Source organism: Bradyrhizobium sp. WCU1 (assembly GCF_053474805.1).
Genome location: NZ_CM130280.1, coordinates 7,444,016 through 7,468,684, shown reverse-complemented (window position 1 = coordinate 7,468,684; position 24,669 = coordinate 7,444,016). Strand labels below are relative to the sequence as shown.

Sequence of the window (24,669 nt, the reverse complement as noted above, 5' to 3'; positions counted from 1 at the left end):
CGAACTGATCACGCCACGCGGGTCTGGCTCTCGGCGCTGAATTCCGGGTCGGCTTCGCAGATCACGCGGTTGCGGCCGGCGCGCTTGGCGGCGTAGAGGCAGGCGTCGGCGCGCTCGATCAGCGAATCCGTATCGTCGGCAGGCTTCAGCATGGAGACGCCGACCGAGATCGTGACCCGGCCGAGGATCTCGCCGGTCGACTTCTTCTTCAACTCCTTGGCCATCACGGCGCGGCGGATATGGTCAGCGACCGTCAGCGCCTGGCGCAGCGCGGTGTTGGGCAGCACGACAGCGAATTCCTCGCCGCCGTAGCGGGCGGTGATGTCCTGGCCCTTGATGGTCTGCTTCAGCGATTGCGCCACCAGCCGCAGCACCTGATCGCCGGTGAGATGGCCGTAGGAATCGTTGAACGACTTGAAGTGGTCGATGTCGAACATCAGCAGCGACAGCGGCTCGCTGCTGGCCAGCGCGGCCTGCACCGCCATGTCCATCGAGCGGTCGAAATATTTCCGGTTGCCCAGGCCGGTGAGCGGATCGGTCAGGCTCTCGGCGCGGATCGCCTCGAGGCTGTGTTGCAGCTCGTTGATCTCCGACTTTGACAGCGCGAGCCGATTCTCCAGCGCCTGATTGGTCTGGCGCATCTCTTGCGTCGACTTGGCGACGCCCTCGACGATGGTCTTGATCTGATCGCGGGTCGTCGCGGTCGAGAGGCGGTCGCTGGCGCCGACGAGGCTGGCGTCGTAGGTCGCGGACACGCCGAGCGCGTCGGTGATCAGCTTCATGACGGCATCGATCTCGCCGATGACGCGCGCCCCGACCTTGTCGATGCGGTCCGAGGTCTTGATGTGCGAAAGGTAGGTTTCGTAGATCTGCTCGAGATCGGATTCGTTGAGCTTGCCGCTGCGCGCCAGCGTCTCGTTGATGACCTTGTTGAGCGGCGCGTTGTATCCGGTCGCGTAGACGTACCAGATCTCATAATTGCGGGGAACGGCGGTCTGGCGAAGCGAGCGGATCTGGCCAAGCGCGACTTCAGCGAAGGCCAACGTACGTTCGTGCTCGTCCAGCAGCTTGACCACTGTTACGTCCCCAATGCACGCAATGTCGGCTGTGTCCGACAGCAATGACTAAACTATTGGGCGAGGGTACGGGACGAGAGTGAAGGCAAGGTAAACAGTAGAATTACGGGATTTCGGTCGCGACCATGGTTGAATGCGCCTGGCGCCGCCGGGTTCGCACGCAGCGTTGGCTTGCCCGCCAACGCGATGCGAAAACTGCGCGCATTTGCTTCAAACGCTGGGGATCAACGTCCGCACGGGCCGTCGACGGCGACATCGAGTGCCCGGAATACCGCCGCGGGCGCGGCGTCAGCACGGCGAGCCCTAAGCGCGTGCGCGCACAGGTCGCAGCAGGAAGGCCGGCAGGTGCGAATGATCGGCGGGCTCGTGGTCGACCTCGTGCTGCGGCCGTCGCGGCTCGGCACGGCCGATCGACGGCACATGCGACGGCGCGGCCTGAGGCGAGGTGCCGCGTCCGTGGCGCGGTTCGCGCTCCGGCTTGGCTGCGCGCTCCTGGCGGGGCTCCTGGTCGTGACGCGGCTCGCGCTCACCGTGACGCGGCTCGCGTTCACGCCGCGGCTTGCGGCCGCCACGGGCGCCGTCGCGCGAACCTTCGCGGCTGCGAGAGCGGCGGGGCGCGGCGTCCTCGTCGGAGGCCTCGCTGTGAACGGTGTAGTCGCCTTCAGCGCGCGGGATCGGCTGGCCGATCAGCTTCTCGATCGCAGCCATCGACTTGCTATCGAGCGAGGTGACGATGGAGATCGCGGTACCGGTCCGTCCGGCGCGGCCGGTACGGCCGATGCGGTGGACGTAGTCGTCGGGGTGGTGCGGCACGTCGAAATTGAAGACGTGGCTCACCGCGGGAATGTCGAGACCGCGGGCGGCGACGTCGGAAGCGACGAGCAGCGGAATCTCGCCCTTGCGGAATTGGTCGAGGGCCGCGGTGCGAGCTGACTGATCCATGTCGCCGTGCAAGGCGCCGACACTGAAGCCGTGCTTCTGGAGTGATTTGTGAAGGACGGCGACTTCGCGCTTGCGATTGCAGAAGATAATCGCGTTGTTGAGATCCTTGGCGTCGCGCAGCAGGCGGCGGAGGATTTCGCGCTTGTCGTGGGCTTCGCGACCGGCCGGGACCTGCAATTGCGTCACGGTGACGGCGGTGGTTGCGGGTTTGGAGACTTCGATCCGGGCCGGGTTGTGCAGGAAGGCCTCGGTGATGCGGCTGATCTCCGGGGGCATCGTCGCGGTGAAAAACAGCGTTTGCCGCGTGAACGGGACGAGCTTGCAGATGCGTTCGATGTCGGGGATGAAGCCCATGTCGAGCATGCGGTCGGCTTCGTCGATCACCAACAGCTCGACGCCGGTGAGCAGCAATCCGCCGCGTTCGGTGTGGTCGAGCAGGCGGCCGGGCGTTGCGATCAGGACGTCGACGCCGCGCATCAGCTTGGAGTCCTGGTCGCCGAACGAGACGCCGCCGATCAGCAGCGCCACGTTCAATTTCTGACCAGCGCCGTATTTGTCAAACTGCTCCTTCACCTGCGCGGCAAGCTCGCGGGTCGGCTCGAGGATCAGCGTGCGCGGCATCCGTGCCCGGGCGCGGCCTTTCTCGAGGAGGGTGAGCATCGGTAGAACGAAGGCAGCTGTCTTGCCGGTGCCGGTCTGGGCAATGCCGAGGACGTCGCGCCGGGCGAGGACGTGCGGGATTGCCTGTTCCTGGATGGGAGTGGGGGTGGTGTAACCGGTGGCCGCAACTGCGGCGAGGACCTTATCGGACAGGCCTAGATTGGAAAAAGACATTGAGCCTCTGGTCGAAACCGCCGTTCGGCATCGCAGGTAAAAGGCTGTCGCGTTCGGCCCCGAAACGGCTCGCTTTTTGATAAAGCTCGGGGGCTCTGACTAACGCTGACGGACGGCAAACCTGACGAATCGCGTTTCGATCCGAGGGCCGCGTTGCCCCGCAACATAGGGGCGAAACCGGCAAAGTCAATCTTGGAACCAGCCGGATGACCGAAAAACCTTAACGTTTTCGCCAAAATAACCGTCCTTTCCGTCATTTGGCGGTCAAATGAATCACCGGTTCCGGACCCGATGACGAGGCCCCCGGCAGAGGCTGGTGCCACCTTTGCGGGGGAGGCGAGCTGCCAAAATATCGAAAACAACCCCATGCAAAGCAGCCGCGGTGGCCCGCGTTCGACAGGCCAGTTGACACGTCGGGCAACTCACGAGTACGATTCTAATATTCCGAAATCACGCAGATGCACGCCCACCGCAGGTGCATTACCATGCATAGCGGACCACGCCCTTGCCGGCATAGGAGCGGGTCACGTTGGAGAACTCGCCTTCGAAGCTTGCGAGCGCCGACCAGCCGTTGGCCCATTTCAGTTCGGCGGAGGCCGTCGTGAGGGCGGAGTCACGGGCCTGCGCCGCTCCGTTCACGACGAAGCTCGCGCCGGGCAGGGTCTGGAATGTCGCGGCGATGCTGCGGTCCGGGTTGAAATCATGCGCCCAGGCGGCGCGGCCGCGCAGCGTCAGAACTGAATCCGAGAGCGCGAAGGATTTGTCGGCGCGCAGGCCGAGCTCGCTGCGGCTGTCGGTGACGCTCTTGGCGTTGGTGGCCAGCGCAAAGGTGTTGGCGCCGACGATCGCCTGCTCGGCATAGCTCGGAAGCTGGAACGTCGTGAACTGGCCGGCGGCATAGGGCGTCAGGCCAATGCCGCCGATCCATGGCGCGACGAAGCGGTAGCCGCCCTCGGCGCGGCCCGACCACGCATTGGCCTTGAACTCGGCACGCAGGCGATCGATGCTCCCGACCGTCACGGTGCGATCCGTCGTGACGTCCTGCCAGCCATAGGCCAGCGCACCGGCAAGGTACGCAGCGCCGACATTGTGCCTGATGAAGGCGCCCGCCTGGAACAGGTCGGAGCGGCCGCCGCCGCTGTTGGCGACGCTGAAATTGGTGCCGCCGCCAGCGAGCGCAAAGCCGGCGATCGTGTTCGGCGAGAAGCGGTAGTCGGCGCCAATGGCGGTGCCGAACACCTGGCTGGTGGTGTTGTTCGAGCCGAGCGCCGTGTTGCCGTCGGTGGACTGTGAGCCGCCGTAGGCCGCTGCCCACATGCTCCAGCGCGGATCGTAGCCCTGCGCGATCGGCGCCTTGTGATAAATCGCAGCGGCGGCGTCGCTGGTCGGATGCTTTGCTGCGTAGGCCAGGGAATTGTCATCTGCGTAGGGCGTGGCGCCGGCCGGCATCGCCGTCGCGCCGCGGCCGTCGATGAAGGGATCGAGCATCGTACCCATGAACTGGTTCATGGCGTTGAACGTGGTCTGCTGCGATCCGGCCGCGCTCTCGCCCGAGAGCTGGGTCAGGCCGTTCAGGAGATTGTCTCCCGACAGGTTGAAGATCGCGCTGAAGGCGTTGGAGAGATTGGCGCCGCCGAGCAGGCCGTTGTCGATCGCACCCGCGACGCTCCTGTGATTGATGCCGGCATTGGCCGGCAGGATCGGGGAGAGCAGGCCGGGATCGACCGACAGCAGCACGTCGTTGCCGACGTAGCTCAGCACCGGATTGCGCGCGAGGTTGTTGGCGAGCAACAGGCTTGCCGAGCCGAACGTGCCGCTCAGCGTTCCCGCATTGACGATGGTGTAGGTGGTCTTCCTGGTGATCCGTTCGAGCGGCTGCACGATGACGTTGCCAGCGATGTTAGCGGTGCCCGTCACGATCGCCTTGTCGCTGATCGTGTTGGTGACCTGCACCAGATAAGTCGCCGCCGCGGTCATGGTCAGGCTCGCCATCGTGATGGTCCCCGGCGAATTGCCGGGCGACAGCGTGCCGCTGATCACAGTGTTGCCGATGGTGGCGTTGCCGCCGAGCGTGCCGTTCGGGCCGACCGTGACGCTTGCATTCGGCATCGCGCCGTTGAGGATGAACACGCTGTCGACGTTGACAGACCCGGCAAAGTTCGAGTTGCCGGTAAAGCTCCAGTTCGAGCCGGCGAGAATCCCGAAATTGGCGAAGCCGCTGCCAAGTTTCGACAGGTCGAAACTCGACGCGGTGGTTCCGCCGAACTGTACGATACTTGTGCCGCTGCCGACGATGTTGCCGTTGAACACGGCGCCGGACTGGACTTGCAGCACATCGTTGGTGCCGCCGAACTGGACGGCGGTGCCGCCGGTGCCGGTGATGATGCCGTTCGCGATCAAGGTGGTGGTGCCGCCCGACGTCGTGATGCCGGTGGTGCCGGTGACTGATGTCCCGGTCGTGATGAAGATGTTGCCCGGTGTCGAGCGCGATGCGGCAATGCCGACACCTGAGCTCTGCACGCCGGCGAGCGCATCGATCCTGATATCGCCGAGACCGTCGCGCTGGGCGAAGATGCCGTAGCTGCCGGCCGCCGTGCCGCTCGCAATCACGTTGCCTTCGGCGCGCAGCGCCAGCGTCGCGGCGTTGTCGGCGCCATTCACCATGACGCCGCTGATGCCGATCGCCGCCGCGCTTGCCGAGGTGGCGCTCACGGTCCCCTTGGTGTCGAGATCGATGCCGCCGAGTCCCGCGGTCAAGGCCGCGAATCTGGTGCTGCCGCGGCTCAGCCCGATGCCGGTCGCGCCGCCATCCGAGGTCGCGCTCACATCGCCATTGGCGTGAACGGTGAGGATGCCGGTGTTGATGTTGCTCGGAGCAAAGCTGCTGCCTGAGGCGTTGATGCCGGTGGCGGTGCTGCCAGCGCCGATCGCGGTCGCCGTCACGGCGCCGTCGGCGGTCAACCGGACTGTGCTCAGATTGTTTTGTCCCACGCTGACGCCGACGACTCTCGACACGGTGTCGCTGATCGACGTGGCCGTCACGGCGCCGTGCAGGTTGAAGTCGACCGGGACCTCGCCGAAGGCCGACAAGGCGGCCCCCGTCACATTTGCGACGGAGCCGGACCTTGTCATGCCGGTGATCGCAATCGATCCATTGGCGTTCAGTGTCGCCGATCCATTGCTGGATGTACTGCCCAGCGCGGCCGATAGGCCTGCGACGCTGCCACCGGCCGATTTGGAGGGCGAAGTCCTGGTGTCGAAGGTTCCGGAAATATCGCCATTGAAGGTCGCGGTGTTGGTGCCGCTGGCCGCAGAGAAAGCGACGGACGCCAGGGCGCCGTAGTAGGCCGTATCGGGGCCGCTTCCCCTGGCAATATTGCCGTCCACGACAAGGCTGTTGTTGGCGCCGCCGGCGGCGGACACCGAAAGTGTCCCACCCGTGATGCCGTGCGTTCGGACCGTCGTGGTCCCAGTGCCGTAGTTCTGCAAGCTCACGGAGCCGCTGACATCCTGGTTGAGCTTCACCGTGAACGCGTTGGCATTGGCCGAATTGTTGCCCTCGACGGTGATGTTGCCCGAGACGCTCGCATTGGTGGTGAGGTCGACGGTCCCGACGCCGCCGTTCTGGAGATAGATGCCGCCGACGATCGCGCCGTTGGTGGTGACGGAAAGGTTGCGTGCAGTATTAAGGCTCTGTCCCATCCGGACGTAGATCGCGCCGCCGGCTTGGGTTGTGATACCGGTGACTGCGCCTGTCGCGATCGTGACGTCGGATTGGCTGCCGTCGGTCACGACGAAGATTGCCTGACCGGCCACGATCCGGCTGCCGATCGAGTTGATGTTGACGCTGGCATTCGGTCCGCTGCCCACGGCCTGGATGCCGGTGCCGCCCCTGATCGTGCCGGCGGTCTGCGTAATGGAGGTCAGACCGTTGCCGATCCGGGCAGTGATCGCGTACCCGTCGGCGGTGACGTCGGCAGATCCCGTGTAGGTGATCGTGCCGAGGGCGGAGAGTCCGATGCCGTTGTACAGCTGGAGCGCCGTGATGCCGGCGGGGTCGTTGTGATTGACAGTGAGGTTTCCGCTGCTGCTCGCGGTCACGCCGCGGGTCGTGATCCCGGCGCCGGCGTTGATGTTGACCGTGAGATCACCGCGCAAAACCGTGTTGAGCCCGCCGTCCGACGGATGGGCGGCGTCGCAGAGCACGTTGGCGGTGCCGACGCCCGTGCAGTAGACCGCAGCCTCGGCCGCGGAGCTCAGCGCGATCAACGACGCCGAGCCGAGCAGCGCGCCGCGCCACATCGTCAGCCTGCCGCCGATGCCGATCATGACCTTGCCCCCAAGCCCCGATGTATCTGTTTGTTTCTCGCGCAATGGTCGTGCGGTGTCTTCTCAGTGCGCGCATACTGTCGATCCAAAGCGCGCCTGCCGCGAAAATGCAGCCAACTGTGGCCGCAGGGCCTCAGCGGAGCGTCGCCGCGGCTAGAGCCCCGCGGCGCGGTATTCGCCGGGGGTCAGACCCTCGGACGCGCTGAAGATCCGGTAGAAGGTTGCGAGGCTGCCGAACCCGCAGGTGAGGGCGACATCGGCGATCGGCCGCGGCGGCTTTTCGGACAGCAGCCTGCGGCTTTCGCTCAGGCGCTGGGCGGTGACGGTCTGCGAGAAGCTCGCCCCGGTCGTTTCGAACAGGACATGCAGGTAACGGACCGAGACGCCGAGCATGTCGGCGACCATGCCCGGCGACAGCGCCGGCTTCGCGAGGTGGCGGGTGATCAGACGGCGCGCGAGGCTGAGCCGGCCGACGCGCAGCGCCTGTTGCGCGCGGCGGCTGCCCGGCCTGATCGCGCCGCGCTCGATCAGCGCAAGGTCGGCGATGATCTTAACCAGCGCAGGAATGCTTGCGGTGTCACCGGCCTCCGTCGCGTCCTTGAAGTCGGCGAGGCAGGCCTCGAGCAACGGCGTCCAGCCGCGATTGCCCGTCGCCGGCGAACCTCGACGCGCCAGTTCTGTCGCTGCGGCCTCGTCCACGGCATCGGAGCTGCGCGCACGAGTCGGGCCCGTGGATGGCGTGTGTGGGCTGTCCTCAAGCTTTGTGCGCATCGTGCATGACCCCTCGCTCTGCATCAGAGCGCGCGTCGCCGGGCATGAAATCGGCTGTGCCGAGACCGGGCGAAGCGCCAGCGCGGTTCTGGCGAACTCGACGGAAATTATCTTCTCAATGCGCGCAGGCTGTTCACTTCGGTCCGGAGAATGCCGGATCGCGCGACGATCGGCCGCGTCGTCCGTTTGCCCCATGTCAGCCATTCGAGACGCCTCCAAAAGCCTTTCGATGCAATATCGTATATTTCACATAGTCGCGTAAAATATGAAATAGATAACATGCGTCAAAACTTGTCGGTGGACAGGCGGAGATGGCCCGGCCGGCGCCTGACGGTCGATTGTCGGGAGGATTTGGGGATCGACGACGGCTGCCGCGCAGGCCGTCGCGTGAACTACCTGCGCTTCGGCATCACGGCGCAGCCGTAGAGCACCATCGCGCACATCTGGCGGTAGCGGGCCGAAAAGCCGTCCCGGGCGATCGGCGGCAGTGCCTGGTTGACCGCGCGTCCACCATCGGCAAGCGCCTGCGCGATTTGCGCCGCGGTGAATTCGCCGTTCAGCTTCAGCAGCCGTGCAGCCTGCAATTCGATCACCAGATTTTCCAGATCAGCCTGGAACGAGACGGCGGATTTGATCATCAGATCGCGGCAGCGCCTGAAGGCCTCGGCATTGAGCTCGACGGTGTGCGGCGAAGCGGTGACGCGGCGCCGCGTCTCGCCGTAGCGGACGTCGAGTATCGTCGCGAAGATATCCAGCGCGCCGCCGCCCTTTGCCCGAACCGATCGGCCGGCCTCCAGTGCAAGAGCGACGTCCTCGACGTGGCGCCAGGCGATCACGGCGCGAAACGCCTCTTCCTTGTTGCTGAAATAGTAATACAGCGCGCGCTGCGTGAAGCCGCAGGCCTTGGCCAGCCCGACCATCGACAGCCCGCCATAGCCGTAGTCGAGAAAAGCCTGGTTGACCTGCGTCAGCAGGTCGGGTCCAGGCTTGATCATCTTCTTCGACATCAGGAGTCCGGGGAGGACGAGGGGCGCCGGGTGACGCCGGGAAACTCGATTACGGGCATCAACGCGCTTTAGCAACCCGCAAAGAGCCAGGTCTACCCAGCGCGTCCAGACCGACGATCAGGCCAATCGGGCCCGGTAGTCGCCCGGCGTCATCGATTCGGAGGCGCTGAAGAGGCGGTAGAACGTCGCAAGGCTCTCGAAGCCGCAGGCGAAGGCGACCTCGGCGATGGTCCGCCCGGACTGCTCGCGGAGCAGGCGGCGGCTTTGTGCAAGCCGGAGCGCGGTGACGGTCTCCGAGAAGCTCATCTCCGTCTCCTCGAACAGGATGTGCAGGTGACGGACCGAGATGCCGAGCAGGCCGGCAATCAGGGTTGGCGCCAGCGCCGCGTCGGGCAGATGCCGCCGGATCAGGCGGCGCGCCAGCGACAGATGGGCGGTTCGCAGCGCCTGCTGTGCGAGCCGGCTCTTTGGCCGCATGATGCCGCGCTCGATCAGCGCGATATGGGCCAGCGCCTGCACCATCGGGGCCGGGTCCGGCGCCGTCGTGTCGTTGCCTTCGACAAGGTCGCGGAAGCATGATTCCAGCAGCGGCTGCAGCGCAGTCTCATCCTGCACCGGCCGCGGGACGAGTTCGCCGAGCTCGGCGCCCGGCGGCACGATGTTCGTCACCGGGATCTTGATGATGCGCAGGTGGAAGCCGTCGTCGTGCAGCGGGACGGTGCGATAGGGCAGGTCCGAATAGCTGGTCGCGAACATGCCGTCGCGCACCGCGAATTCATCAAGCCGTGCGCCGCCGAACCAGCCGCCGCCGCCGAGCTGCTGGTAGACGCACAGGCTGTCGCTGCGGGCGTCGGCGATGTCGCCCGCGCCCCGCTCGACCCGGTAGGGCGAGGCCCGCAGCTCGACCAGGCCGGCATCGCCGAGCTTGCGCAGCGAGAACTCGCCGAAGAAGTTGCGGCGGTGCTCGGGCTCGAGTTCCGCGGTGACGCCGAACAACCCCTTGGCACGCACCTCGCGCCAATAGTCGAAGCGATCCCGGGGATCGACTTGCTCAGTGGACCATGTGTACACGGAAGAGCCTTTGGGACCTGTGGAGAGCTCGCGCCGGAGTGAGGCCCCGAATCTATCACGCGGGCTGTAAAAAGAAACTTGGCCTGGGGCGGACGGGACGCCCCATGGTGGCCGGGACGGGCGCCAAGAGGCGCTCACGACGGCCGTCCATCGCCGGTCTTGAACCGGCCAAACGGCTGACCCGACTATTAGGCGGGCGCGCGAGCGGCGCACTTTCGTGCAGGCGGGAATTGGGATGAAGAGCTGGCTTTCGAGACTTTCAGCGGCCCTGTTGGCGGTCGTATGCGTCGCATCGGCGGCGCCCGCCCAGGCCGAAAAGCGCATTGCGCTGGTGATCGGCAACAATGACTACCGGAACGTGCCCAAGCTGCAGAAGGCGGTCAACGACGCCCGCACCATGGGCGACACGCTGAAGCAGCTCGGTTTCAACGTCATGCTGGCCGAGAATTTGAACCGGCAGGCGTTTTCCGAGACGCTGCTCGCCTTCGACCGCGCCGTGGAACCCGGCGATACCGCATTCTTCTTCTACGCCGGTCACGGCTTCGAGATCGCGGGCCAGAATTTCCTGCTGCCGACCGACGTACCGGCGGCGACCGAAGGGCAGGAGGAGCTGGTGCGCGACGCCTCGGTTCTCGCCGACCGCATCATCGAGCGGTTGCAGAACAAGAAGGCGCGCACCTCGATCCTGGTGTTCGACGCCTGCCGCAACAATCCGTTCGAGCGGGCCGGCACGCGCGCGGTTGCCGGCGGTGGTGGCCTCGCCCCGATGACGCAGCTGCCGGAAGGCGTGTTCTCGGTGTTTTCGGCGGGGCCGCGCCAGACCGCGCTCGACCGGCTGTCGAACGACGATGCCAATCCCAATTCGGTGTTCACGCGAACCTTTGCCGGGGAGCTGCTGCAGCCCGGCGAGAACCTCGTGCAGGTCGCCCAGCGCACGCGGCGCCTGGTCAGCGAGATGGCCGAGACCGTGAAGCACAAGCAGATCCCGGTCTATTTCGACCAGATGGTCGATGACGTCTTCCTGAACGGGATTGCGAAAGCCCAGGCCGAGGCGGCCAAGCCGGCCACGCCTGCGCAGCAGGTGGCCGCGCTGCCGCCGGTGTCGGTGCCGAAGCTGCCGAAGGAGGACTCGATCAACGCGCCGATCGCGAGCTTCTCGCGCCACAATGGCGGCTGGACGGTCGTGTTCTCGATCGCCGATCCGACGCTCGGCATCTCCTGGCGGATCGGCGACCGCGGCGACTTCCGCGAAACCGGCTTCATGGACACGCTCGATCCGCGCACGCGCAAGCGGATGCCTAATCCGTCGATCGAGCTGCCGGCCGATGCGCCGGCGGCGACGATCGAGCTTCGCTATGTCGATACCCAGGGCGAGATGCAGGGGCCGTTCCCGATCAAGTTCGATCCCGACGCCGCGCTGATCCGCGACCAGCGCAAGATCCTCGACATGACGGCGACAAGCTGGCTGTCGTTCCGCGAGTTCAACGGGCTGCTCGTCTATTATACCCACCTGATGTCGTATCGCTGCGCGATTCGCGAGGTGCGGATCGGCATCGACACCGCGGTGCCGGACAAGGTGCTGAAGATGCCCGCCTGCAATTCGCGCGATCCGAGCGCGATCCCGTCCGACGCGCAGCCCTACCTGAAGCTCGCGCCGCAGACCAAATCGGTCTCGGTGGAACTGACCTATCGCGACGGCAGCGTGTCGGAGATCAAGACCTTCAGGCGATAGTCTGCATCCTTGTCGTCCGACCCGCGTTACCAAGGGAGCGGCGAGACAACGGTTAAGGACGGCATCATGGATGCGGGCAATCCGGCAGGACCGAACACAGGTCAGATGAAGGTGCGCTGCTGCGTGGTCGGCGGCGGGCCGGCGGGCATGATGCTCGGCTATCTGCTTGGACGCGCCGGGATCGACGTCGTGGTGCTGGAGAAGCACGCCGACTTCTTCCGCGACTTTCGCGGCGATACCGTGCATCCCTCGACCCTGCAGGTGATGGACGAGCTCGGTCTGATCGACGGCTTCCTGAAGCTGCCGCACCAGGACATCCAGAAGCTCGACGGCATGTTCGGCGGCACCTCGGTGCGGATCGCGGACCTCAGCCGCCTCAGCGTCAAATATCCCTTCATCGCGATGATGCCGCAGTGGGACTTCCTCAATTTCCTGCGCGACAGCGGCAAGCGTTTTCCCTCGCTGCAGGTGCTGATGAGCGCCGAGGCGACCGACCTGATCCGGCGCGGCGATGCGGTTGCCGGCGTCCGCGTGACGACGCCCGACGGCACGATCGACATCGAGGCGGATCTTGTGATCGGCTGCGACGGCCGCCGTTCGATCGTGCGCGAGCGCGCAGGCCTTGCCGTCGAGGAGATCGGCGCGCCGATCGACGTGCTGTGGTTTCGCGTCGGGCGCCATCCGGACGAGACCGAGAATTTGTTCGCCCGTGTCGACCACGGCAAGATGATGGTGACGTTCGATCGCGGCGACTATTGGCAATGCGCCTATGTGATCGCCAAGGGGCAATACGACGCCGTGAAGGCGAGGGGCTTGCCGGCGCTGCTCGACGACGTGCTGCGGCTGGCGCCGATCCTCAAGGCCGGCATTGGCGACGTGAAGAGCTTCGACGACGTCAAGCTGCTCACGGTCGCGATCAATCGGCTGACGCGCTGGACGCTTCCCGGGCTGCTCTGCATCGGCGATGCGGCGCATGCGATGTCGCCGATCGGCGGCGTCGGCGTCAACCTCGCGGTGCAGGACGCGGTCGCGACCGCCAACATCCTGGCGGCGAAGCTCGCACAAGGCTGTCCGTCGGAGCACGAGCTCGATGCGGTGCGGCGCCGCCGCGAATTCCCGGTGCGCGTGACGCAGCGCATGCAGGTGATCGCGCAGGACAACATCATCAGCGCGGCGCTGAAGGGAGGCGATCGACCGGTGCCGCTCGCGCTGCGGTTGATCACGGCGATGCCCTGGCTGCAGGGCCTGACGGCGCGTCTCGTCGCGGTCGGAGTGCGCCCGGAGCACGTGCATTCGCCGGCCGCAGGCTGAAGCGTCACGCGTGCCGGCGAACTTCTCCTGAGCGAGCAGGATGCGAAGGGCCCCGGCCGCTCCAGCAGGGCCCCTGTGTCTCAGGCCATGACCGAATAGCCGCCGTCGACCGGGATCGCGGTGCCGGTGACGAAATCCGACGCGGGCGAGGCCAGGAATACGGCGATGCCGGCGAAGTCGTCGATGGCTCCCCAGCGCGCCGCCGGCGTGCGCGCGAGCACGCGCTCATGCAGCCCGGCAACCTGCTGGCGTGCGCCCTTGGTCAGGTCGGTGTCGATCCAGCCGGGAAGGATGGCGTTGACCTGGATGTTGTCGGGCGCCCAGGCGTTGGCGCAGGCGCGGGTGTACTGCACGATGCCGCCCTTGCTCGCGGCATAGGCCGCAGCGAAGCTCGCGCCGAAGATCGACATCATCGAGCCGATATTGATGATCTTGCCGTGGCCCGACGCCTTGAGCGCAGGATAGGCCGCCTTCGAGCACAGGAAGGCGCTGGTGAGGTTGGTGTCGATCACCTTGCTCCACTCGTCGAGCTCGAGCTCATGCGGCGGCTTGCGGATGCTCATGCCGGCGTTGTTGACGAGGATGTCGATCCGGCCGAGCTCGCCGATGACCCGCTCGACCATGGCCGCGACGGCCGCCTTGTCGGTCACGTCGGTCGCCACCGCGATCGCCTTGACGCCGCGCTTGCCCAGATCCTCGACGGCAGCAGCAGATTTCGCCTCGTTGCGGCCGACCACGGCAACCGCCGCGCCGGCATCGGCGAGGCCGCGCGCCATGCCGAGCCCGATGCCGCCATTGCCGCCGGTGACGATCGCGACCCTGCCCGAGAGATCAAACTGTCCGTTTCTCATTGTTGTTGTCCGCTGTGGTTTGAATCTGGTCGCGAGAGTGCCCGATCGCCACCGCGCTGACCAGATCGGGCGCGGCCGGTTGGTCCTGCGCCGGGAGGCGTGCGCGAGATCGCTCTCGAAGGCGTTCAGCAACAAAAAAAGCCCCGGACGATGCCGGGGCTTTTGGTCTGCCTTGTCAGCAGAGATCAGTACTTCGCAACAACCGGACCGGTCCAGTTGAAACGGTAGACCAGCGAGGTGCTGATGGTCTGAACGAACGGCTTGAAGGTGATGTCTCGGCCGTTCGAGATGTTGGTGACGTCGGCGAGTTCCGAGATGTTCTTCTTGTCGTAGTAAGCGGCACGATACTCGGTCTTCATGAACCAGCCCGGCGCGGTGATGCCGAAGATGTTCAGGTTGTTCTCGACGCCGCCGCCGACGAACCAGCCGCTGCGGTCGAAGCCGTTGGTGTGCAGGCCCGACGGGAGAGCGCTCGCGGTGTTGAACAGCGTGGTGCCCTTCCAGTGCGAGCTGGAGTAGCCGGCATTGACGTAGGACAGAACGTTCGGAGCGATCAGATAACCGAGGCGCGCACCGGCGGCCCAGCTGTAGTCGTTCTTGATGTTGCCCGCGACGAACGGACCCTGATCCTGGATGGTGCCCTTCAGGCTGCCGAACTGACCGTCGGCGAACACGCCGATGACCCAGCTGTTGGCGGTCTGCCAGTCGTAACCGGCACCGACGGTGCCGAACCAGCCGTCGCCGCCCTGGCGCTGGTTGAAGCCGAGGATCGGCGCGCCCGTGACGGTCGACTGGACGCCGGTGTCAGCGTCCCAGAGGCCACCGCCGCCGCCGCCGAAGATGTAGAAGCCGGTCCAGCTCGGCGCCACCGCGATCGGGGCCGGAGCCTTGGTGTAGGGGCGGGCGGCCAGATCGGCAGCCGACGCGGAACCCGTCATCGCAGCAACCGCGGTCAGAGCGAGCAAAATCTTCTTCATGTCCAAATCCTCGACTAGCGTTCGATCGGGTCGCTGACCGGGGTGCGCTGGCACCGATTCCCGAAACTCATGCTTGGACTATACGTGCTTCCGCCGGAAAAGCTGTTGCGGGTGAGACACAACCGCTCGAAAACGAAGCCGCTGGCAGCCTTCGACAGGGCTCAATGAAGAACGGCCGCCCCGTTCTGGAGGCGGCCGTAAAATCGTTTGAAATCAGCCGGTTGGGCCTAAACGTCGAGCAAATCGTCGCTGGCGAATTCGGCCTTGTCGGAGATGAAGGCAAAGCGCGCTTCCGCCTTGGTTCCCATCAGCCGCTCGACCGAGTCGGCGGTGCCCTCGCGATCGTCGGCGAGCAGCACCACGCGCAGCAGCGTGCGCTTGGCCGGATCCATCGTGGTTTCCTTGAGCTGCGCCGGCATCATTTCGCCGAGGCCTTTGAAGCGATTCACCTCGACCTTGGCGTTGGCGTTGAACTCGTTCTTCAGCAACTCTTCCTTGTGCGCGTCGTCGCGCGCGTAGACCGACTTGGTGCCGTGCTTGAGTTTGTAGAGCGGCGGCACCGCCAGATAGAGATGGCCCTCGTCGATCAGCCGCGGCATCTGCCGGTAGAAGAAGGTGATAAGGAGCGATGCGATGTGCGCGCCGTCGACGTCGGCGTCGGTCATGATGATGATGCGCTGATAGCGCAGGTCCTCTTCACGGTAGTGCGCGAGCGTGCCGCAGCCGATCGCCTGCACGAGATCGGAGAGCTGCGCGTTGGCGGTCAGCTTGTCCTTGCCGGCGGAGGCGACGTTGAGAATCTTGCCGCGCAGCGGCAGCACGGCCTGGGTCTTGCGGTCGCGCGCCTGCTTGGCGCTGCCGCCGGCCGAGTCGCCTTCCACGATGAACAGTTCGGAGCCCTCGGTGCCGGCGTCGGAGCAATCGGCGAGCTTGCCGGGCAGACGCAGCTTCTTGCCGGCGGTCTTGCGCGCGGTTTCCTTTTCCTGGCGGCGGCGCAGCCGCTCCTCGGCGCGGTCGATCACGAAATCGAGCAGCCGGTTGGCCTGGTTCGGATTGCCCGACAGCCAGTGATCGAACGGATCCTTCATCGCCTGTTCGACGATGCGCTGCGCTTCGGCGGTGGCGAGGCGGTCTTTCGTCTGGCCCTGGAATTCAGGTTCGCGCACGAACACCGAGAGCATGACGGCTGCGCCCACCATCACGTCTTCCGAGGTGATGGAGGCTGCGCGCTTGCCTTGGCCGGCGCGCTCGGCGTGATCCTTCAGGCCGCGCAGCAGCGCGCTGCGCAGGCCGGATTCATGCGTGCCGCCGTCGGGTGTCGGCACGGTGTTGGTGTAGGACGACAGGAACCCGTCGGCATCGGCGGTCCAGGCGACCGCCCATTCGCAGGCGCCATGCGCGCCGCTGCGGCCGGATTTGCCGGAGAAGATGTCCTGATGCACCAGCGTGTCGGCGTGGATCGCCGCGGCGAGGTAATCCTTCAGGCCGCCGGGGAAGTGGAATTTGGCTTCGGCCGGGACGTCTTCGACGCCCTTCAGGAGTTCCTGATCGCAGTGCCAGCGAATCTCGACGCCGCCGAACAGATACGCCTTCGAGCGCGTCATCTTGAACAGGCGCTGCGGCTTGAAGGCGGCCTTGGCGCCGAAGATTTCGGTGTCAGGCTTGAAGCGGACCCGGGTGCCGCGGCGATTGCTGACCTTGCCGAGGTCCTCGAGCTTGCCCTTGGGATGGCCGCGCTCGAAGGTCATGCGATGCAACTGTCCGCTGCGCGCGACTTCGACCTCGAGCCGGGAGGAGAGGGCGTTGACCACGGAGACGCCGACGCCGTGCAGGCCGCCCGAGGTCTCGTAGACATCGGAATTGAATTTGCCGCCCGAGTGCAGCGTGCACATGATGACTTCGAGCGCCGACTTCTTCGGGAATTTCGGATGCGGGTCGATCGGAATGCCGCGGCCGTTGTCGTTCACCGACAGGAAGCCGTCGGCCGTCAGTTCGACCTCGATGAAGGTGGCGTGGCCCGCCAGGGCCTCGTCCATGGCGTTGTCGATCACCTCGGCGAACAGGTGATGGAGCGCCTTCTCGTCGGTGCCGCCGATATACATGCCGGGGCGCTTGCGCACCGGTTCCAGGCCCTCCAGGACCTCGATGCTCGCCGCCGTATAGCCGGCTTCGGCGTCCTTCACGGGCTTGGCTGCAGCCTTCGCGACGGCGCGGCCCTTCGGTTCCGGGGCTCCGAACAGGTCGTCAGCAGATTTGCTTTTGGCGTTCGACTTCAATGATTTGGCCATGTTTCTTCAAGTGGCGCGCCAATCATGGCGCGGCGAATCGGTTGCTCTGACTATGCCACGGATGGGCTGCCAATGGGGACGACCGCACCTCGGGCCCGGCCGTCCCTCTAGATAGGAGCCTGCGATTACGCCCGCGAGGTACGGAATACAATGACCGTGAACAGGGCCATGGCGACTGCCACCATCAGCGGTCCGACGATCGGGGCGGCCACGAACGAGGGTCCCTTCAGCAGCACGGCGGCCACGCCAGCCGGAAACAGGATGCCGCCGATGATATGCAGCCAGCCCTGGATCCTGGCGAGCAGCATCCTGCCCGCGGCCGTCATCAGCCGGTAGTAGAGCCCGAACAGGAACAGCAACACACCGCCGACGAGATTGAGATGCGCGTGCGCCGGCCCCAACGTGAAGCCGTGCTGGATGCCCATGGCGATGCCCGCGAGCATTCCGAACAGCAGGGCGAGAACGCTTACGCACATCACCAGTGGCCCGATCATCCAGTGATTCGTTTTTGCGAGGGAGGTGCCAGCCAGCCCGGACCGCGGGGGCTGATGGGAAATCACGTTTGATCCCCGCCTTTGTGACTTGATGTCACGCAATGGGCTGGCTTACCTGTTCTTAGGCTGCGTGCCGCTAGAAAGGTTCATTCGAGGTTCAACGGAGCGGAAGGCACACGACGAGATGGAAGACCTTACGCGGGCCCTGGCCGAATTCGTTCGCCATCACCAGGTCTGGGCCGCTCCGATCGTCATGTTGCTGGCGTTCGCTGAATCGCTCGCCTTCATCTCGTTGCTGGTGCCCGCCTGGGGTGCGCTGGTTGCGATCGGCGCCCTGATCGGCGTCAGCGGGATCAATTTCTGGCCGATCTGGATCGCGGGCGGCATCGGCGCCGCACTCGGCGACTGGGTCTCCTACTGGTTCGGCTACCGCTACAAGGAGCAGGTCGCGCAGATGTGGCCGCTGTCGCGCTATCCGGAGATCCTGCCGCGCGGCGAAGCCTTCGTTAAGAAATGGGGCGTGCCCAGCATTTTCATCGGCCGCTTCTTCGGCCCGCTGCGCGCCTCGGTGCCGCTTGCGGCCGGCATTTTCGAGATGTCGTACTGGCAATTTCAGATCGCCAATTTCGTCTCCGCGCTGGTCTGGTCCGCGGCGCTGCTATTGTTCGGCGACGTCATTGCCCAGGCCCTCGAATGGATATGGCGGGTGGTGTAGCGAGTTTCGGAATAAGGCCGCAGTTCAGGGGGTAGGCGGGAGAAGCAGGACCGCGCGCAGCCGTCATCGCGCGGGCATCGAAACGCTGATACAACCTCGCTCACCAAGCACGGACTATCGGGCGCCGTCTCACTGGAAGGACAACACATGGAATTGACACGACGTCACGCTCTTGCCGGTGCTGCCGGCATTGCCGCCGCGCCGCTGCTGCCGGCAGTCCCGGCCGGCGCCGCAGCGCCCGCGGCCGACAGGCAGGCGCCGAGCTTCTATCGCTACAAGGTCGGCGACATCATGGTCAGCGTGGTGTCCGACGGCAAGAACGTGTTCAAGCTGGAGGACGCCTTCATCCCCAATGCGAAGCGGGACGATGTCAACGCGGCGCTGGACAAGGCGTTCATGCCGCGCGACATGGTGACGATCTGGTTCGCGCCGCTGGTGCTCAACACCGGCGGCAAGCTGGTCGTGATCGACACCGGCAACGGCGCATTGGCCAAGGCCAGCTCCAAGGGCGCCAACGGCCTGTTCGCCGACAATTTCGTCGCCGCCGGCTTCGATCCCAAGAACGTCGACATGGTCGTGATCTCGCATTTCCATGGCGATCACGTGAACGGCCTGCTCACTGCCGAGGGCACGCCGGCATTCCCGAATGCCGAGGTGCTGGTGCCGGCGACCGAATGGAAGTTCTGGATGGACGATGGCGAGATGAGCCGGGCGCCGGCTGGCCGCATGCAGGGCCTGTTCAAGAACAACCGCAACATCTTCGAGGCTGCGCTGAAGAAGAAGGTCACGCCCTACGAATGGGGCAAGGAGATCGCGCCGGGCCTGACCTCGGTCGAGACCGTCGGCCATACGCCGGGCCACACCTCCTACGTGTTGGCCTCGGGATCGGAGAAGGTGTTCATCCAGTCCGACGTCACCAACAACCCGGATCTGTTCGCGACCAATCCCGGCTGGCACGCGTTCTTCGACCAGGACGCCGACGTCGCCGAGCAGACCCGCCGCCGCGTCTACGACATGATCGTCGCGGAGCGGCTGCAGGTGCAGGGCTTCCACTATCCGTTCCCCGGCCTCGGCAATGTGGTGAAGGACGGCAGCGGCTACCGTGTCGTGCCGGCGCCGTGGAATCCGGTGATCTGACGGTTTTCCTTGACGCAAAGGGGGCGCGGCCTTATAGCCGCGCCCATGATCAACGCCGCGACCATCATCATCGCCCGCCGCCGCCGCATTCTCGCGGTATGGGCGGTCGCTCGCGTTTAAGACCATCGCCTCTGCCGCCGGATCTGATCCCGCGGCGCTCTCCTCAAAAAGACACGCGGTTCGATCTGGCGGCTCCTTCGTCAAGCAGGAGTATTCGACCATGTATACGCCGCAACCATTCAAGCCCGACCGCGCCGCAAGCCTTGCCTTCGCCGAGGCGCGCGGCTTCGGCCTTGCCTGCGCGTGGGACGGCGGCAAGCCGGTCGCTTCCGCGCTGCCGTTCTATCTGTCGTACGCCGCCGACGGCACGCCGCGGGCGCTGTTTCATGTTGCTCGTCACAATCCGCTGGTAAAGCTTTTGGGTGGAGCGCCCTGGCTGCTGGCCGTCACCGGCGCCGATGCCTATGTGTCGGCCGACTGGTATGTGTCGCCCGACCAGGTGCCGACCTGGCTCTATCAGGCCGTGCATCTGACCGGGCCGGTCCGGCCCCTGTCGGGTGAGGAACTCGCGGTTCAGATCGACGCACTGACGGCCAAGTTCGAGGATCGGCTGTTGCCGAAAAAGCCGTGGGTGTCGGGCAAGATGACAGCGGCGCGGCTCGATGCCATGAAGAAGGCGATCGTGGGCCTTGAGATGACGGTGGAAGAGGTGGAGGGCAGCTTCAAGCTGAACCAGCACAAATCCGAGACCGACTTTGCGGCGGTCGCGGGTCACCTTGCCGCGCGAGCCGACGCCGGCGCGCAACAGATCGCGCAATTGATGCGGCAGGCGCGGCCGGAAGTCTTTGCTATCAAAACCAATGAGCTCGAAAGGACCGTGCCATGACCTTGACTGACACCAACCAGCCGAAAACCAAGAGCGGTGCGACCAAGGCCGTGTTCGTCGATGGGGCGTCGGGCACCACCGGCCTCGGCATCCAGGAGCGGCTGCATTCGATCGGCGACGTCACCGTGAAGCACATCGCCGAGGACAAGCGGAAGGATGCCGGCGCCAAGCGTGCGCTGATGGAGGAGGTCGATCTCGTGATCCTCTGCCTGCCTGACGACGCGGCCAAGGAGACCGTCGCGCTGATCGACACCATGGGCAATGCTGCGCCAAAAGTGCTCGACGCCTCGACCGCCTATCGGGTCGCGCCGGACTGGGCCTATGGCTTTGCCGAGCTCGCGTCCGGCCAGGCCGACAAGATCCGCAACGCGCCGAAGGTCTCCAATCCCGGCTGCTATCCGACCGGTGCGATCGCGTTGCTGCGCCCGCTGGTCGATGGAGGGCTGCTGCCTGCCGATTATCCCGTCACCATCAATGCGGTGAGCGGATATTCGGGCGGCGGCAAGTCGATGATCGCGAGCTTCGAGGACGGCTCGGCACCGGCCTTCCACCTCTACGGCCTCGGCTTCGAGCACAAGCACGTACCGGAGATGCAGCTGTATTCGCATCTGACGCGGCGGCCGCTGTTCATCCCGTCGGTCGGCAACTACCGGCAGGGCATGCTGGTGTCGGTGCCCCTGCAGCTCGACGCGCTGCCGGGCAAGCCCGATGGAGCCGACCTGCAGGCCGTTCTCGCGAAGTGGTATGCCGGCAGCAAATACGTCACCGCGATGCCGCTGCAGAACGAAGCCGCCAAGGGCGGCAAGATCGAGCCGGAAGCGCTCAACGAGACCAACCAGCTCGAGCTCTACGTGTTCGCCAGCGACAAATATCGCCAGGCGGTGCTGGTCGCCCGGCTCGATAATCTGGGCAAGGGCGCCTCGGGGGCCGCGGTTCAGAACATGCGGCTGATGCTCGGTCTGGCCGACAGCTGACGGCCAGGCGCACCGTGGACGACGCCACGCTGCAATTCTACCGGCGCAATGCCGAGGCCTATGCCGGGTGGGCGAAAGCACCGTCCACCCGGCTGATCGGCTTCCTCAAGCTGTTGCCGCCGGGCGGCGCGATCCTCGAACTCGGCTGCGGCGCCGGCAATCACGCTGCGGTCATGCTTGCCGAAGGCTTCGTGCTGCGCGCGACCGATGGCTCCCCGGAGATGGCCGAGGTAGCTTCGCGGCGCATCAATCATCCCGTCGAGCCGATGCTGTTCGACGAGCTAAGGGATCGCGAGGCCTATGACGGCGTCTGGGCCAGCGCCTGCCTGCTGCATGTGCCGCGCGACGAATTAGCCGGCATCATCGGCCGCATCCACCGGGCGCTGAAGCCCGCCGGCATCTTCTACGCGAGCTACAAGATCGGCCATGGCGATGGCCGCGACAGCATCGGCCGCTATTACAATTATCCGGAGGCCGATTGGCTGGCGGCGACCTACGCCGCCTCGGGGGCGTGGACGCAGGTCTCGTCCGACACCAGCGAGATCAAGAGTTTTGACGAGGCGCCCGCGACGATGCTGCATATCGTCGTGCGCAAGGGCGCGTAGTTGGCGGGCACCGGCGCTGACGCCGCAACCGGCGGCAAAATCTAAAGCGGGATGAGTTCTGGTTGAATCGGCTTGGCGCGGTCTCGGTTCACCTCTCCCCGCTGGGGAGAGGTCGGATTGCGAAGCGGGTGAGGGCTCTCGCTCTCTCGATAGACCGTAATCCCTCACCCGATATGCTGCGCAAATCGACCTCTCCCAAGGGAGAGGTGAACCGTCGACGCCGTTCCAGCTCAACGTAACTTCATCACGCTTTGGTTCAGAGCGCCTTGAAGACCGCGAGCGCCAGCACCGCCTGGGCGAGGAAGCCGACCGTGAAGGCCAGCGTGCGGAACACCGGCAGGCCGAGCGTGTAGACGATCAGATGGGCGACGCGGGCCCAGAAATAGACGGCGCAGGCGAGCACGGTCCATTTGGTGGAGTAGTCGGCTGCGTTGAGGATCAGGACCAGCGGCGCGAAGATCACGAGGTTCTCGACCGCGTTGTCATGCGCGAACATCAGCCGGTTGGCCCACTCGGCATGCGGCTTGTCGGTGCGCGAGGGGTTGGCCATAGCGCCCGAGAGGCCGCGCACCTGGCAGCGGTTGATGGTGTAGGGGATCCACAAGATGCCGGTCAGGATCACCGTCAGCGACAGCCAGAACAGTTCGCGCGTCATCGTCTCCCCCTCACGTCAATCCGATTCCCGACCGCCGGGATCGTCTGTTTATAGCTGAGCGGAACAGCTCGCGCTACGCGCGGACGCGGACATAGCTGCCCGGCGCGTCCTCGAGCACCGGCGTTCCGTTCGCGCCTACGATACGCGCCGGGACTGTTTCCGGATCGTGGCTCTCCAGCCAGGCGCGCCAGTCCGGCCACCACGAGCCCTTGTGCTCCTCGGCGCCCTTCAGCCAGTCGGCGAGCTTGATGTCCTTGATGTTGTCGTTGGTCCAATATTGATATTTCTTCGCCGCGGGCGGATTGACCACGCCGGCGATATGGCCGGAGCCCGACAGCACATACTTCACGGGGCCGCCGAAGAACTGCGACCCGTACAGCACCGATTCCGCCGGTGCGATGTGGTCCTCGCGTGCGGCGAGGTTGTAGATCGGAACTTTCACCTTCGACAGATCGAGCAGCGTGTTGTCGAGCACCATGGTGCCGGTCGACAGCCGGTTCTCCAGATAGCAGTTGCGCAGGTAGTAGGAGTGGTTCGACGACGGCATCCGCGTCGCATCCGAATTCCAGTGCAGCAGGTCGAACGAGGAGGGCGGCCGGCCCTTCAGGTAATTGTTGACGACATACGACCAGATCAGGTCGTTGGAGCGCAGCATGTTGAAGGCCATCGCCATCTTGCTGCCTTCGAGCACACCGGATTCCTGCATGTCGCGCTCGAGCGCCGAGATCTGGTCCTCGTCGACGAACACCAGGAGGTCACCCGCCTGGGTGAAATCGACCTGCGCGGCAAAGAACGTCGCCGACGTCACGCGCTGGCGGCGCTTCTCGGCGAGATAGGCAAGCGTCGAGGCGAGCATGGTGCCGCCGACGCAATAGCCGGCGGTGTGCACCTTCATCTCGCCGGTGACCTTCTCGATCACGTCCATCGCCGTGAGCGGGCCCTCGGTCATGTAGTCGGCCCAGGTCTTCTTGCCGAGCTCCTTGTCCGGATTGACCCAGGAGATCACGAACACCGTGATGCCCTGGTCGACGCACCATTTGATGTAGGATTTCTCAGGGCGCAGATCGAGGATGTAGAATTTGTTGATCCAGGGCGGCACGATCAGGAGCGGCGTGCGCAGCACGTTCTCCGTCGACGGCGAATACTGGATCAGCTGCATCAGCTCGTTCTGGTAGATCACCTTGCCCGGCGTCGTCGCCATGTTGACGCCGACCTCGAGATTGCTCGAATCGGACTGGCGGATCTTCAGCGTGCCGTGGCCGGCCTCGATATCCTCGGCCAGCATCTTCATGCCGCGGACCAGATTGTCGCCGTTGGTCTCGACGGTGGCGCGCAGCACTTCCGGATTGGTCAGGACGAAATTCGACGGCGCCAGCGCGTTGGTGATCTGCTGGACGTAGAATTCAGCCTTCTTGCGCGTGTGCGGGTCGATGCCGTCGGCGTCGTTGACCAGCTGCTGCGCCCATTTCGAGGTCAAGAGGTAAAGCTGCAGGATGAAGTCGAAGAACTGATTCGACTTCCACTCCGGATCCTGGAAGCGCTTGTCGCGCGGCGCCGGCGCGATCGCGGGCTTGGCATCGGCTTCGCCGGCCATGCGGCGCACGGCCGAGCCCCACAGATCGAGGTAGTCCTTGCCGAGCTGCATCTGCAGCGAGGAGGCGCGCTCCTTGTCGGACAGCCAGTATTCGGCGATCACGCTGAAGGTCTTGATCACCTCGCCGAGCTCGTTCGGCGGCTTGTCGCGGACCTCTCCGGTCTGGCGCGGCTTGAGATAGGCTGCCAGCGCCTGGCCGCTGCTCTCCATCGCCCGCGCGATGTTCATGGCAAAGGCTTCGCTGTTGAATTTCGGGGCGGCTTGGGTGTCGGTGCTGACGTTGCTCATCTGAGGGACAATATCGAGTCGTTTGGGGGGCGTCATCGCGCGGTGCGGCAACGAAAATCAGTGAAAATCAGATGTTTCGTTCTGTTGCGGTGCGACAAAAGATCTTTGTTCCGTCATATTGAAGCCTCAGGG

At 65.2% G+C, this 24,669-nt stretch carries 19 protein-coding genes; 7 read left to right on the top strand and 12 right to left on the bottom strand.

Annotation, left to right across the window (positions count from 1 at the left end):
- Positions 1 to 8: 8 nt before the first annotated feature.
- The 6 genes from ACTUWL_RS35030 to ACTUWL_RS35005 form a co-directional block, all read right to left on the bottom strand.
- Complete coding sequence (locus tag ACTUWL_RS35030; protein ID WP_021081121.1) at positions 9 to 1,076, bottom strand: GGDEF domain-containing protein; 1,068 nt, start codon at positions 1,074 to 1,076, stop codon at positions 9 to 11.
- Positions 1,077 to 1,379: 303 nt separating this feature from the next.
- On the bottom strand, positions 1,380 to 2,852 hold the full coding sequence (locus ACTUWL_RS35025) for a DEAD/DEAH box helicase (protein WP_021081122.1): 1,473 nt from the start codon (positions 2,850 to 2,852) through the stop codon (positions 1,380 to 1,382).
- A 480-nt stretch (positions 2,853 to 3,332) separates the two neighbouring features.
- The gene (locus ACTUWL_RS35020) at positions 3,333 to 7,181 is read right to left on the bottom strand and encodes an autotransporter domain-containing protein (RefSeq protein ID WP_021081123.1); all 3,849 of its coding nucleotides are present in this window, start codon (positions 7,179 to 7,181) and stop codon (positions 3,333 to 3,335) included.
- Between the two features lie 153 nt (positions 7,182 to 7,334).
- Complete coding sequence (locus ACTUWL_RS35015) at positions 7,335 to 8,156, bottom strand: AraC family transcriptional regulator (protein ID WP_021081124.1); 822 nt, start codon at positions 8,154 to 8,156, stop codon at positions 7,335 to 7,337.
- 188 nt (positions 8,157 to 8,344) lie between these two features.
- The gene (locus ACTUWL_RS35010) at positions 8,345 to 8,959 is read right to left on the bottom strand and encodes a TetR/AcrR family transcriptional regulator (RefSeq protein WP_021081125.1); all 615 of its coding nucleotides are present in this window, start codon (positions 8,957 to 8,959) and stop codon (positions 8,345 to 8,347) included.
- A 117-nt stretch (positions 8,960 to 9,076) separates the two neighbouring features.
- Positions 9,077 to 10,030, bottom strand: a complete 954-nt coding sequence (locus ACTUWL_RS35005) for an AraC family transcriptional regulator (protein WP_021081126.1) — start codon at positions 10,028 to 10,030, stop codon at positions 9,077 to 9,079.
- 235 nt (positions 10,031 to 10,265) lie between these two features.
- On the opposite strand from ACTUWL_RS35005, the gene ACTUWL_RS35000 reads away from it, so the two are divergent.
- A complete protein-coding gene (locus ACTUWL_RS35000; RefSeq protein ID WP_021081127.1) occupies positions 10,266 to 11,762 on the top strand; it encodes a caspase family protein in 1,497 nt (498 codons plus the stop codon).
- A 66-nt stretch (positions 11,763 to 11,828) separates the two neighbouring features.
- Entirely contained in the window at positions 11,829 to 13,073 is a 1,245-nt protein-coding gene (locus ACTUWL_RS34995; RefSeq protein WP_021081128.1) for an FAD-dependent oxidoreductase, read from the top strand.
- An 80-nt stretch (positions 13,074 to 13,153) separates the two neighbouring features.
- Here ACTUWL_RS34995 and ACTUWL_RS34990 read toward each other — a convergent pair whose 3' ends face one another.
- From ACTUWL_RS34990 to ACTUWL_RS34975, 4 genes are all read right to left on the bottom strand, one after another.
- Entirely contained in the window at positions 13,154 to 13,924 is a 771-nt protein-coding gene (locus ACTUWL_RS34990) for a glucose 1-dehydrogenase (protein WP_021081129.1), read from the bottom strand.
- A gap of 185 nt (positions 13,925 to 14,109) precedes the next feature.
- Positions 14,110 to 14,901: an outer membrane protein gene (locus ACTUWL_RS34985; protein ID WP_021081130.1), complete on the bottom strand. Its 792-nt coding sequence runs from the start codon at positions 14,899 to 14,901 to the stop codon at positions 14,110 to 14,112.
- A gap of 227 nt (positions 14,902 to 15,128) precedes the next feature.
- The gene (gene parE / locus ACTUWL_RS34980; protein ID WP_021081131.1) at positions 15,129 to 17,189 is read right to left on the bottom strand and encodes a DNA topoisomerase IV subunit B; all 2,061 of its coding nucleotides are present in this window, start codon (positions 17,187 to 17,189) and stop codon (positions 15,129 to 15,131) included.
- A 125-nt stretch (positions 17,190 to 17,314) separates the two neighbouring features.
- On the bottom strand, positions 17,315 to 17,683 hold the full coding sequence (locus ACTUWL_RS34975; RefSeq protein ID WP_035652748.1) for a hypothetical protein: 369 nt from the start codon (positions 17,681 to 17,683) through the stop codon (positions 17,315 to 17,317).
- Positions 17,684 to 17,867: 184 nt separating this feature from the next.
- Here ACTUWL_RS34975 and ACTUWL_RS34970 point away from each other — a divergent pair, with 184 nt between their 5' ends.
- From ACTUWL_RS34970 to ACTUWL_RS34950, 5 genes are all read left to right on the top strand, one after another.
- Complete coding sequence (locus tag ACTUWL_RS34970) at positions 17,868 to 18,398, top strand: DedA family protein (RefSeq protein ID WP_021081133.1); 531 nt, start codon at positions 17,868 to 17,870, stop codon at positions 18,396 to 18,398.
- Between the two features lie 147 nt (positions 18,399 to 18,545).
- Positions 18,546 to 19,535 (top strand): MBL fold metallo-hydrolase, encoded by a 990-nt coding sequence (locus ACTUWL_RS34965; RefSeq protein WP_021081134.1) that lies wholly within the window; start codon positions 18,546 to 18,548, stop codon positions 19,533 to 19,535.
- Between the two features lie 220 nt (positions 19,536 to 19,755).
- Complete coding sequence (locus ACTUWL_RS34960; RefSeq protein WP_021081136.1) at positions 19,756 to 20,421, top strand: FMN-binding negative transcriptional regulator; 666 nt, start codon at positions 19,756 to 19,758, stop codon at positions 20,419 to 20,421.
- Positions 20,418 to 21,395, top strand: a complete 978-nt coding sequence (argC, locus tag ACTUWL_RS34955) for an N-acetyl-gamma-glutamyl-phosphate reductase (RefSeq protein ID WP_021081137.1) — start codon at positions 20,418 to 20,420, stop codon at positions 21,393 to 21,395. Before ACTUWL_RS34960 ends, argC begins: the two co-directional genes overlap by 4 nt.
- Positions 21,396 to 21,409: 14 nt before the next feature.
- A complete protein-coding gene (locus ACTUWL_RS34950; protein ID WP_021081138.1) occupies positions 21,410 to 22,000 on the top strand; it encodes a class I SAM-dependent methyltransferase in 591 nt (196 codons plus the stop codon).
- A 256-nt stretch (positions 22,001 to 22,256) separates the two neighbouring features.
- On the opposite strand, the gene ACTUWL_RS34945 is transcribed toward ACTUWL_RS34950, so the two are convergent.
- Complete coding sequence (locus tag ACTUWL_RS34945; protein WP_021081139.1) at positions 22,257 to 22,655, bottom strand: MAPEG family protein; 399 nt, start codon at positions 22,653 to 22,655, stop codon at positions 22,257 to 22,259.
- A 73-nt stretch (positions 22,656 to 22,728) separates the two neighbouring features.
- Positions 22,729 to 24,537 (bottom strand): PHA/PHB synthase family protein, encoded by a 1,809-nt coding sequence (locus ACTUWL_RS34940; protein ID WP_035652750.1) that lies wholly within the window; start codon positions 24,535 to 24,537, stop codon positions 22,729 to 22,731.
- Positions 24,538 to 24,669: the final 132 nt, after the last annotated feature.